This is a genomic window from Clostridium acetobutylicum ATCC 824, assembly GCF_000008765.1.
In the GTDB taxonomy this organism is placed as follows: Bacteria; Bacillota; Clostridia; order Clostridiales; family Clostridiaceae; genus Clostridium_S; species Clostridium_S acetobutylicum.
Window position 1 is genome coordinate 1,307,368 of the sequence record NC_003030.1, and the last position, 11,693, is coordinate 1,319,060.

An 11,693-nucleotide genomic window follows, 5' to 3' on the forward strand; every position below is an offset into this window, starting at 1 on the left:
CTATATACTAATTGCCATAAGTGGTAGAAGATAATTCTTTCTTAAATTGTTTTTTATCTACAGCCCTACTTTGTAAGCCTACACCATCTCTATACTGACATATAAAAGAATTATTTCTGCCAATTTCACTTAAATAAAGATTCTCAATTGCTCTAGTAGTAGCAACATAGAACAATCTGGCTTCTTCATTCAAGCCATTTCTTGCATTGGGAAACCTAGTATCTTGTATTCCAATAACAAAAACACTTTTCCATTCAAGTCCTTTGGATCTATGGATACTCATAAGCTTTACTCCATCTTTATCTTTTTTCTTAATATTCATATTTGATGTTTGTACAAAATCTATAAAAAATTGCAAATCATCATTTACAATGAAAGATTTCAAAACGTCTATTGAACCTTTTCTTTCTTCTTGCTCATCTTTATTGGGATATTTTTCTTTTATCCATTGATATAAATTAAATTCTTTTACTATATCATCTATTAATTGCTTTATAGATACTTTATTCTTATGTTTTAATTTCTCAATGCTTTTTATAAAATCATTTCTTGATCTTATTTGAAACATTTTATTAAAATCCATTTTTTTAAAAATCTCAAAATAACTTTTATTTTCTTTTACTGATTGCTTCCTTATATCTGATAAAATTGTACCTGACATATATTTTAATGGAATATTTCTTAGATTCCAGACATCTAAAAAAGCTCCATCATCTTTTGAATTCTGAATTAATCGTAAATATCCCATAATTCCAGCTATTTCTTTTCTTTTAAAAAAACTAGAATCATTCTCAATATAATAAGGTATTTTATCTCTTCTTAAAACACATTCTAAATAACTTGAGTCATCATTTAACCGATAGAGAACAGCGATATTGTTAGGATCTTCACCTTTTGTTATCTTTTCTTTTATTAAATTAGATATCTTTTCAGATTCCTCTAACTTATTCACAAAAGAAAAATATTTTATTTCTCCATTATCTTTAAAGTTTGCTATGCTATCTGAATAATATTTATAATCTTTAAAATACGGTTTTATGAATTTATTACTTTTGTCTACAATGTTTTTTTTAGAACGATAATTAATATCTAAATGAAGTATTTTTGCCCCATTAAATTCTTTATCAAAATTTAAAAAGAATTGAGGACTGCTTCCACGAAAACTATATATCGCTTGTCTAACATCACCAACACAAATAAGATTCTTGGAAATTAGTTTGATCATCTCTATATTTAAATCATTACTATCTTGAACTTCGTCAGCCATTACATATTTCCATTTACGGGGATGCTTTTTTAACTTTTCTAAAGCTAAAATAATCCAATCTTCAAAGTCATAACAGTTTTCTTTTTCTTTTAAATTTTCATAAAGTTTAAACATAGCTCTAAGCTCAGTTTCTGTATAATCTGTTTCTATCGGATAAAATTTATCTTTTGGGGTTTTTCCATGATTTTTTTGAAAACCAATCCACGATAAAATTTTTTCTGTCTCAACATTAGAATTTATTTTCTCAAATTCTTTTTGAATCTTCCAAACTGGTAATGTTTTTGAAACATTCAACCCATATTCGCTAAGTATCTTAGCTGATAGGCTGTGAAAAGTATGAACGGAAACGTCATAAATAAAATTTTCTTCTAACTTTTTTTTTAGATTATTAACTGCTGCTCTTGTAAAAGAAATTAGCAGAATATCACTTTGTGGAATATTCAAATCATTTACTAAATGAATTATATGTTGAACTAACGAAAAAGTTTTTCCACTTCCAGCGCCAGCGCTAACACAATAAATACCTTCGTTAAGGTTTATAACTTCTTTTTGCTGCTTATTTATCTCCATCTTTAATCCTTTCTTTCTAATATTATATATATAATAACATACTAACTGCAATAAGTCAATAATCAACTTATTTTCAAAAGTTCTCCTAAAAAAGTGTTTTTGTGTGTAACTTGATTATTATTTAGTGCAATACTAAATGCTTTTGGATCACATATAAAAATTAATAATTCTACACATCTTGAAGCAGCGGTATATAATAGACTTCTTTTTAACATTTTATAATGAGACATATCTAAGGCTACTATTACAACTTTAGATTGAGATCCTTGTACTTTGTGAATAGTCAATGCGTAAGATAACATTAATTCATTTAGATTAGAATTATCATATTCTACAATACCTGAATCATAAGACACGTATAATTTTTGGTTTTCTAAATCTATTTTTTCTATTTTACCAGCATCCCCATTAAAAATACCTTTAGCTATTGTATCTTTGCAATCTTCACTAAATATATTTGCATTATAATCATTTTTTATATGCATAACCAAGTCTTCTTTTTTGTATGCACAATCTTTTAATTTTAGTTCCTCAGTATTTTGAGAATTTGCTATTTTTTGTAGTTCTTGATTTAATTTATTTACACCTGAATTTCCTTTTTTCATTGGACATAAAACCATTATATCCTCCCTTGAAAAATGTTTTAAACATTCTTTATAGCAAAGTAAAACTCTTGATAAAGTTTGTTCTTTTTTACCCAACCAAAATTTACAGTCTCGTCCTAATTCTAAATAAGTTTTGTGAGTATTTTTTAAAGGATTATCTCCATTCCTTATATTTGTAATTACATTTAATAAAGAACTATCCTCCTTTTGTCTAAAAATTTTTTCTAATTTTACACATGGAATTCCTCCTTGAATCATGTCAAATAATACATTTCCTGCTGATATGCTTTCTAATTGTCCATAATCGCCTAAACATAAAAGTTTTGTTGTATTCTTTATACCTTTTAAAACCGCTAAGAATAAATATATGTCAACCATACTTGTCTCATCTATTATAATCACATCTTCGGCAAAGGGATTTTTTTCATTTACTAAAAATTTTCCTTCTGCTAAACCTAATGCTCTATGAATTGTACTAGCTTTTTTACCTGTGCATTCTTCCATTCTTTTTGCTGCCTTTGCAGTTGGACTCATTAGCTTATATGTTATATTTTTTTTATCAAATAAATTTAGTAATCCATTTAATACACTAGATTTTCCTGTACCAGCAAACCCAGTTAATACTAATATATTATTTTCATTTATTTTATAAAAAAGTTCTTTTTGCTTATCATCATACTTTATTCTTAAAATTCGTTCTATTTCAGGAATCAAATGTATAACATTATTCGTAAAAAGTTTTTGCGAATTATTTATTTTTTCTTTTAATCTTACTGAAATGTCCTTTTCTGTTTCCCAAGTTGTTCTTTTTGCTAATCTTAAAACATCAAAATAATAATATTCTTTATCCAAATAGTTTTTTATATCATTTATTTTAATATTAAGTAGCTTTTCAACTTGCTGATGAATATCTTCTATAAAAGCATAAGTGTCGCCATTCTGCTCTTTCTGTTCTAAACAATATAATATAGCTGCTTTAGTTCGAAAATTACTATCAGGTTCAATACCCATACTTAAAGCTATACTATCTACAGTTTTAAATCCAAAGCCTTTTATATCCATATACAACTTGTAAGGATTCTTATTAATTATTTGTAAAGATAATTCTCCGCCCTTATAAAAATCTATAATTTTTTTCATTTGATTAAAATTAAAACCTATTTTTGTAAATTCAGAATAAAAATTCATGTATTCTAAATTTTTTATTATTTTTTTCTTTAAAACTTCAAAATATTTTTCTTTAATACCTTTCACTTTACTTATATTAAAAGTTCCAGAAGTTATAGCAGTTATAGGAGACTTATAAATTTTTATAATCTCTTGATATTGATTTAGAGTAACTATATTCTTTAAAAAATTCCTTTCATCTGCTGAAGAGTTTAATTTTTTAATTTCAACATTTTCTATCTGTAATTGCTGTCCATATTTTTTATGAATAAATTCAAACCCCATAACTTTATAAGCTTTGCCTAATTCTAAAGATGGCATAGTACCGCTTATAACGGTATTTTTAGGATTAAAAACATCCTGTTTGTCTTCTATGGTACATGTATATATACCAAAATTGTTTGCATCATTGTAGAATAATTTCCTAATAGGTATTATCGTAAAAGTATAATGCTGCTTATCATTATTCAAAATATCATATCCTTTCTTGGCTATTTAAAATCAGCTAATAGTATTCTAAAAAATAAAAGTTGGCTATTTAAAAATATCTATATTTATATAATATATATTTATTTATTATAGGTATCTTTAAATAGCCAACTTTTATTTAATATAAAAGAAAACAATATAAGGAGCTTTCTTTTTTGGTTCTTTTTCTTTGGCGAAGGTCTTTGGATTTATCAGCTTTGCTGGAAATACAAAGAGATGGTTCAAAGAAAAAAGAATAAAAGTTAATTATTTAAGATAATTAATAAAATTCATATTCTTTATTATTTATTAAGCTTTATAAGCTTTTGTATTAACTTTATAGTATTTTCAATATACTCTTCAGATTCTTTTATTTCTTGGTAGATGGGCAAAATTTGAGTTCCCCATTCATTATTTCTCTGTTTTAAAATCTTGTTACGTCTAACCTTAGTGTTTTTTTCTATTCTTTCTTGAATTATTAAATTTAGACTTTTCTCAACTTCTTCTCGTTTATCTTCTTCTAAGGCTTGTATTATATGATGTTTATTACTAATTATTTTGTATATAGAAAAATAGTATTCTGTATTTTCAAGATCGAATTTTAGCTTATTTATTACTTTTAAATTAAATATTCCTATTTGTTTTTTTAAGAATACATCTAAAACAGATTTACAATTCATTTCTTCTAAAGTGTTTTTTTCTGCACTTAATATTTCTTTAATTTCAATATCAGTTGCTAACCTATATTTACATGTATTGTTTTCATCAAGATAACATATAAGTATTTCTTTAGAGTAGAAGATAAGTTTACGTTTTTCTAAAGATTCTAAAGATTTATTTAAAGCATTTTTTAGCATTTGATAACTATATTTATAAAAATCTTCGATATATGCTTGATTTATTTTCATTTCTTTTGATAATTCTTTTTTTGCATTTTTAAAATATATATAATCTTTATTTATCATTTTAAGTTGTTGTAACAGCTTACTAATAGGAATCAGCAAAGTTCCATCATCAGTTCCAGCAAGTAAACAAGTTATTAACAATTGTAGTTTATCATTATAAACAGAATTATTACCATTGTGTCTATTATCAGATAGACTTTTTTTATGACAATAAATTTTATCAATAATAAAAGAGTTCCCATCTTTATGATAAGAACATAGAGATTCTAATTGCTTCAATTGAGCTTTTTTACTACAACCACTCTTTATTTTTTCATCTATAGTATTACAAAGGGCTTTATAAGATTTTAGTTGTTGACCTTCATATAAATTAGATATATTCGTATAATCATCTCCTTTATTTTTTCTATCATGTTATCATACTAAGTGTTACAAGTCAAATAAATACAATTTAAAAGATTTAAGATATCAAAATTAATATCATTAATTTGAATTACGGAGGAAGTTAGATATAGCAAGCTATTAGGAAATGTTTTTTCAATGAATATATTAAAATTAAATTACGGTGAAACAAAATAGTATCAAGGGTTAAAGCGTGATTTTTTGGATTAAGCAAATAAATTAGCAAAAATATTACGGTGGAAAATTACGGTATGAGGGATTAGAATTTACGGTGAAAGGGTATTAAAAAAACAAAAAAGTTAGAAAAGTATATAAAAAATTAAGTATGTAAAAGGATTTAGAGTTTTTTCCCGTTTTAATTACTGTATATAATATTAAATTTTAACTGAGTAAGAGAAGAGACTAGGGGTGGGGAAATTTTGAAAACCCGAAACCCGTTGAAACGTAAAGTACCCCCCTATGTAGTAATTCTTGCAGCAAATAGCTTTATTTTCCTACGATCATGACAATAAATAATTCTTAAAACACATTGATATTCTTAGCGTAGAGGGTTTGAGTGAAAAACATTGAATTAAATACATATTTAATCTAATGTAAAGTAATTTCTTGTAAAAAAAGGGTGTTGTAGTCAGAAAATAGCTATAGTTGAATCTTTATGAACTAATATTTGTTATTAGTTAATATATTTTTTTGTTTGATTACTTTTTCAAAAAAATAATGTTTACTTGTTTTTATTAATAGTGGAATAAAAAAACTATAGTATTTTTTATGGCTGAATAATACATACATATTAGTACTATATATTGTATAGGTTCTTAAATTTAATGATAATCTTATATCTAATGATATACACTATAATATATACTATAGGTTAATATACTATTGATATATAAATAGATTATGACTATATATTCAGCTTAAAACGTCTATAATTGATTTTTAATACTATAGTAGTACAATTCTATATCAAATATAAACACGTGTTAAATAGCCTTATATGAGTATATAGCAGTATTACTTATAATTTATAAATAGCTTTTATAGGCGACTTAGTAAACAAACGAAAAAGGCAGGTATACATAGCTAATTTAAATTAATGACTTATAACAGTTAGCACAATAAGTATTCGACCTAAAATACACATTGAATTAAATAAATATATATTGTATTATATACATGTGCTTGAGGGAAACAACTTAAACGACTTACAACAGTAAGCATATAACAATAACATAAAATAATAGTTAATTCTATACAGTAATACAATGGTAGCATACAATTATTTACATCAAATTACGGACTAATTAAATTGTAAGGCTCGATTATTTCATCAGGTCATAACGCACTTTGAAAAATAAGTATATTACTATGCTTCATATAGGCTACTTATACTATGCTATATCGTGGCGATTATTATTTGATAATGGTCATAGATATTTAAAAGTGTATAACACTAGCATAAGAAAACACCTTGGAAAATAGGTTGGAAGGGTGAAAGGAATGCACGATTTATTACAACGACCGTTTTATAACTCTATTGGTTCAATTACTTATTCTATCGTTGTTTGTAAATTTTCAATTGTTAAAATGTTATTTTCTATATTTTTAATTTTAAAAAACTATGACAAAACAATTCATAAAAGAATATATATAGTCCTTATATATCCATGTTCTTTAATTACTAGAATGAAAAATATTTTTAAAATTAAACTAATACACTATTATAAGATTATAAAAATGACATCTAAATAATTATATATTACCTTATATTTTATTGTGTAAATAAAAATAAGTTTAAAGTAATTGATATTATATTTGTAAAATCATGCTGTAAGTGTGTGCATTTTTATAGTCTTATATTCTAATTTAAGAATATATTAACAGGTGTATTTTTAAATTAGAATATAAAAGATATTTATATTTTATGATATAATACATAAGTAAAGAGGGTGTTAAAAATGGAAAATGAACAATATAACAAACTTCTAAGTTTACTACAAGGTATGTATGAAAATATTGTAGAGAAGCTAGATAATATTGATAAGAAATTAGATGCTATTGATGAAAAAGTAAACGAACATGAGAGTAAATTTAATAAGTTAAAAGCTTTATAAATTCTTAAGAATAGATTTAAAATCTATTCTTTTTATTTTGGGTATTTTTATATAGTATCTAAAATCAGCAAAAATAATGAGATAGAGAAGAACGTTTATAAATTGTATTGAAGTATATAATTAATTTTATATACTTCATAGAGTTTATAAAAACTCAAAATTAAAACAACTTAAATTGTGGGATACAAAATCCCCCGTATTCCGCAATTGCTTTTTTGTAAAAAAGATGATCTTAAGGGGTATAAATATATACATATATTATTAAAATAAAAATGGAGGTTATTATTATGAATACTTTTAAAGAATTATTTAATTTTGTAAAGACATATGATAAGGCGGAAGATAATAATAAGATGACAAAAAAAGAACAAAGAGAATTTATTAAAAAAGAAATTAAAAGAATAATGGAAGATGTATTAACAAAAAGCATTACAGAAGTTAAAATATTAAGACGTGATAAATTTGGGTTCAAGGTTAAATATTTTAACAATGGAATGGGTACAGAAGATTATTTAAAAATAACTTTTAGTATGGCAACATATAAAGCTTATGTTTATGATGGAAAAATAGAATTAGAGTTTAGAGTATTAGAATAGTCCACTTATGACAATTAGCATTAAAAATAAAATATAATAAAGGAGTTTTAAAAATGAATAATAAATACATAGAAATGAAAAGAAAACATCAAAAAGAGGTTAATAATTTTCCAATGTTCTTTGCCTTTTCTAAAGAACAATTCAAAGAAGGTATGAAAAAATTAGGACTTGAACCATCAGAAACAAACAAAATTTATAAGTTTGGAAATACTGGGGGTTTTTATAAGAGAACGGATTCAGCCAAACTTAAAAAAATGCTTAATCGTCATGATAAGGAAATAAAGGAAGCTATGAAAAATGATACCTTTATTTTTGATATGTTCTATTATGAATTAGGAAATCATGAATATAGTATCACATATGAATTAGGAGACACGCTAGATAGTTTAAGTTTGACATATGAAGAAGTACAAAATGATAAAAGGTTATTAAATGCTTTAGATTTAGCAATAAAAAAAATAATGGAATAGGACGAATCAAATTAAACGTCTTATATCAGTTAGTATTTGAATAGAAAGAAGGATAAAATTATGATAAAAAAGTTAGCTAAAGAAGGTAATAGAAGATATTTTAAAATAGAGAAAAAGGGTGTAAAAATATTATTTAGCATATGGGAATTTGAAAGCGATAATTTAAAAGACATTCCAGAAATAGAAAAAATCTTTATAAATTCATGCTTACCAAGTTATTTAAGAGAAGAATATACACTGGAATGCTTAATAAAACAACCTTTAGAAATATTTGAATTGGACATTATAAGAAATGAATTAACACCAATGAACATGAGTTTGTGGGAATACGAAACATTTATAAAAGAAAATAGCAAAGCTCCTAAAGCCTTAAAAATGGCATTTATAAATCAATGTAAAGATGAAAGTACTTTTTATATAGCTTGTGAATCTTTTGACCCTGAAAGTATGGTAACAAGTAAAAATATGAAAATTGTTAATGAGTATGTTTTTCATCATAAGCAAGAAATTGAAGAAGTAATAAATAAGTCATTTACTCATGTTGAAAGTTACTAATAAAATCTTAAAAAAGGAAGAAGGAATAAAAATGTATACTTTAGAAAAATTAAGGGAGCTAAATAAGTCATATGATTATGAACATACATTAAATGAATCTGACGTGGAAAAAGCTAACAGTTGGGTAAAGAAGATTGAAGGAAGTAGAAATAAAAATTTTCCACAAGTTGGTGATATAGTGGAGTACACAACAAAAAATGGAGACTACTATAAAAATGCACATATTGAAAATATATATGTCAAAGATAAAAAAATATACATATGTGAAGAACCATATGTACCATTTCTTTGTTCTGCTTTTAATGAGATAAACACCTCAACAAGTGGTGGCGCTTGGGCTTATATCCCAACAAAATTAAAATTAATAGGTGAACGGGAAAAATCTTTTCGTGATTGGGGACATTGTGGCGGCTGCGGAAATGGTGCCATAACTTTTAAAGCAATAGTAAACGTATGGAAATATGAAGAAATTCCAAATTTAAAATACACAACAGAATATTATGACAAAATTTATATAACAATTAATCCAGAAGATGATTACAAATATACTAGTAGATATGGAGCTTGGAAGAATGATGAAATCTTTTCAGCATGGATTCAAGCATATAAAGGAAACATAGAAAAGAGTAAGTTTAATGATAAATGTTTTACAGTGTGGATTTATAAAAGTGAAAAAGTTTATTGTGAAACTAAAGAAGAGTACGAAAAAATTGAAGGTATAAAAGATACGTTGTATTGTAATGGGAATTTAAAATATGGATTAAGAGAATGTAAAAGGGTGTATGACGATAAAAATAAAAAGATGGTTACGTATATACCCTTAAGTATCCAATAGAAAAATACAATATATAGAAAATTCTTTAGTAAAGGAGAATATAAAAATGAAAGATGATTTAATTATATGGGTAGTAATAGATTCGGAGTATTGGGAATTTAAAAGAGAGGAATTCGAGTATACTTTTAAACTTGATGAAGTGCTCGATTATGATAAAGTGGAAGAAATATATATACATAATGCTTTAATAAGGGTGAATTATAAAAACGGCAAAATAAAGGAATACAAATATGAGCATGATACAAAAACTTATTATTTAGTAAAGAAAGGTACTTGTGAAAAACTCATAAAATGGTTAAAAGATAGAAGAAGAAGCTTTTTAGTATACTTATCTACACATTAGAATAAAAGAACGATTTTATAAATTGTTAAGGCACATAATTAAGTGTATGTGTCTTATAGAGTTTATAAGAAAGGAAGTATTGTTATGTATAAATTTTATGTATTTACTGCAAACAAAGTAGTAGAAAATTTAAATATTAAGGAAGCTATAGAAGAGTATAAAAAAATTAATGGAAGTGAATATAAGGCTATAGGCGTAAGAAAAGATTATAGTTGTTGTGATTTATTAAATAACCTAGGTAAAGGATATAAAAATAAGATAAGCCAAGACTATAAGAAATCCAGTTTTAAACAAGATAGATTAATTACTATAAATGCGCTAAATATATTAAGAAGTAGCTTTAATTTGGAAGACTAAAGAGATAAATAAAAGATAGGAGTAATGAAATGAATAAATATATAATAAAAAATATAGTGTATAAAAATGTTATTGATATGATGATGAAAAATGATAGTAATAGTTCTTTAGATACGTTGTTATATGAACTTGATAATAACATAGATGAAGCTATAGAAGTCTTAAAATTAATTATACATAGAATATCACTTGAAGAAGAACTGGATAAACAAGAAAAACAATTTTATAAAACTCAATTAAAAGCAATAGAAGAACTTATATGAAAATATAATTGAAGTTTCAAAGTAAACATAATATATGCAAATTAGAGGTGAATATATTGCTATTAGAAAATGAGGTTGAAAATGAAATACGTTATGGTTTAGATATGTATTCTTATAATTTTAAAAAAAGTGTATATGATTTTTTAAAAGGTCAAGATATTACTATACTTGATCCAACACGATTAATTAAATTTTTCAAGAGGCATTATATAAACTATTCCTATAAAGAAATATTTTGCGGGTTTTCGTTTAATTTTAAAGGATTTGATTTAGATAGGTATAAGAAAGATAAAATAAATAGCTTATAACAATTAGTATAAAGAAAAGAGGGAATAACAAAATGGTACTAAATAAATTGTATACAGTTATATATAAATACAAAGATAGTGAAAATAGGAATAAAGATGTTTTAAATGGACTACAACTTTATGCATGGAAACAAAGAATAAATAGTCATTTAGTAAATGATGAAATTATAAGTGTTGTTGAAGCATGGCTTCCTAGAACACTTAATGAAAAAATTTCGAAATATATAATAGAATGTGTTCAAGAAGAAAGCGATTCCAGTATGAGTGGTTTTCAATATACAATTGAAAATCAACAATTAGAGGAAAAGTTTAATTGTAAATTAGATAAGAAGAGTATAGAAGAAATTGAAAACATATTATGCTCAAGAGAAGAGGTTGCAGATGTTCAAGTATACGACAACCTTTTTGATGTAGTTTTATATACTAATTATGCACCAAATTACATAGAAGACAATGAAGAATATTAGA

The 11,693-nt window shown here is 24.7% G+C and carries 13 protein-coding genes; 10 read left to right on the forward strand and 3 right to left on the reverse strand.

The genetic code is table 11. The annotated features are described in order from the left end of the window. Positions 1-7 precede the first annotated feature (7 nt). From CA_RS06045 to CA_RS06055, 3 genes are all read right to left on the reverse strand, one after another. Entirely contained in the window at positions 8-1,837 is a 1,830-nt protein-coding gene (locus CA_RS06045; protein ID WP_010964456.1) for an ATP-dependent helicase, read from the reverse strand. A gap of 62 nt (positions 1,838-1,899) precedes the next feature. After that, positions 1,900-4,080, reverse strand: a complete 2,181-nt coding sequence (locus tag CA_RS06050; RefSeq protein ID WP_010964457.1) for an SF1B family DNA helicase RecD2 — start codon at positions 4,078-4,080, stop codon at positions 1,900-1,902. Between the two features lie 299 nt (positions 4,081-4,379). Beyond that, positions 4,380-5,261, reverse strand: a complete 882-nt coding sequence (locus CA_RS06055; RefSeq protein ID WP_013913540.1) for a hypothetical protein — start codon at positions 5,259-5,261, stop codon at positions 4,380-4,382. Positions 5,262-7,342: 2,081 nt separating this feature from the next. Here CA_RS06055 and CA_RS06065 point away from each other — a divergent pair. The 10 genes from CA_RS06065 (at position 7,343) to CA_RS06110 (ending at position 11,692) form a co-directional block, all read left to right on the forward strand. Beyond that, positions 7,343-7,498, forward strand: coding sequence for a hypothetical protein (locus CA_RS06065; RefSeq protein WP_013913541.1), 156 nt, complete (start codon positions 7,343-7,345; stop codon positions 7,496-7,498). Between the two features lie 287 nt (positions 7,499-7,785). After that, positions 7,786-8,094, forward strand: coding sequence for a hypothetical protein (locus CA_RS06070; RefSeq protein ID WP_010964459.1), 309 nt, complete (start codon positions 7,786-7,788; stop codon positions 8,092-8,094). Between the two features lie 53 nt (positions 8,095-8,147). Beyond that, positions 8,148-8,564: a DUF7659 family protein gene (locus CA_RS06075; RefSeq protein ID WP_010964460.1), complete on the forward strand. Its 417-nt coding sequence runs from the start codon at positions 8,148-8,150 to the stop codon at positions 8,562-8,564. Between the two features lie 60 nt (positions 8,565-8,624). After that, positions 8,625-9,119, forward strand: coding sequence for a hypothetical protein (locus CA_RS06080; RefSeq protein ID WP_010964461.1), 495 nt, complete (start codon positions 8,625-8,627; stop codon positions 9,117-9,119). Positions 9,120-9,150: 31 nt separating this feature from the next. Then, complete coding sequence (locus CA_RS06085) at positions 9,151-9,954, forward strand: DUF4121 family protein (RefSeq protein ID WP_010964462.1); 804 nt, start codon at positions 9,151-9,153, stop codon at positions 9,952-9,954. Between the two features lie 46 nt (positions 9,955-10,000). Continuing rightward, positions 10,001-10,297: a hypothetical protein gene (locus CA_RS06090; RefSeq protein ID WP_010964463.1), complete on the forward strand. Its 297-nt coding sequence runs from the start codon at positions 10,001-10,003 to the stop codon at positions 10,295-10,297. 84 nt (positions 10,298-10,381) lie between these two features. Beyond that, positions 10,382-10,654, forward strand: coding sequence for a hypothetical protein (locus CA_RS06095; protein ID WP_010964464.1), 273 nt, complete (start codon positions 10,382-10,384; stop codon positions 10,652-10,654). A 29-nt stretch (positions 10,655-10,683) separates the two neighbouring features. Then, on the forward strand, positions 10,684-10,917 hold the full coding sequence (locus tag CA_RS06100; protein ID WP_010964465.1) for a hypothetical protein: 234 nt from the start codon (positions 10,684-10,686) through the stop codon (positions 10,915-10,917). 47 nt (positions 10,918-10,964) lie between these two features. Next, complete coding sequence (locus CA_RS06105) at positions 10,965-11,225, forward strand: hypothetical protein (protein WP_242663046.1); 261 nt, start codon at positions 10,965-10,967, stop codon at positions 11,223-11,225. A 32-nt stretch (positions 11,226-11,257) separates the two neighbouring features. Next, positions 11,258-11,692: a hypothetical protein gene (locus tag CA_RS06110; protein WP_010964467.1), complete on the forward strand. Its 435-nt coding sequence runs from the start codon at positions 11,258-11,260 to the stop codon at positions 11,690-11,692. Position 11,693 lies beyond the last annotated feature (1 nt).

Excerpts from the sequence above, each read along its gene's own strand:
- CA_RS06085 (WP_010964462.1), top strand. The coding sequence starts at position 9,151 with ATGTATACTTTAGAAAAATTAAGGGAGCTAAATAAGTCATATGATTAT.
- CA_RS06075 (WP_010964460.1), top strand. The coding sequence starts at position 8,148 with ATGAATAATAAATACATAGAAATGAAAAGAAAACATCAAAAAGAGGTT.
- CA_RS06110 (WP_010964467.1), top strand. The coding sequence starts at position 11,258 with ATGGTACTAAATAAATTGTATACAGTTATATATAAATACAAAGATAGT.
- CA_RS06095 (WP_010964464.1), top strand. The coding sequence starts at position 10,382 with ATGTATAAATTTTATGTATTTACTGCAAACAAAGTAGTAGAAAATTTA.
- CA_RS06070 (WP_010964459.1), top strand. The coding sequence starts at position 7,786 with ATGAATACTTTTAAAGAATTATTTAATTTTGTAAAGACATATGATAAG.
- CA_RS06090 (WP_010964463.1), top strand. The coding sequence starts at position 10,001 with ATGAAAGATGATTTAATTATATGGGTAGTAATAGATTCGGAGTATTGG.
- CA_RS06080 (WP_010964461.1), top strand. The coding sequence starts at position 8,625 with ATGATAAAAAAGTTAGCTAAAGAAGGTAATAGAAGATATTTTAAAATA.
- CA_RS06100 (WP_010964465.1), top strand. The coding sequence starts at position 10,684 with ATGAATAAATATATAATAAAAAATATAGTGTATAAAAATGTTATTGAT.
- CA_RS06065 (WP_013913541.1), top strand. The coding sequence starts at position 7,343 with ATGGAAAATGAACAATATAACAAACTTCTAAGTTTACTACAAGGTATG.
- CA_RS06045 (WP_010964456.1), bottom strand. The coding sequence starts at position 1,837 with ATGGAGATAAATAAGCAGCAAAAAGAAGTTATAAACCTTAACGAAGGT.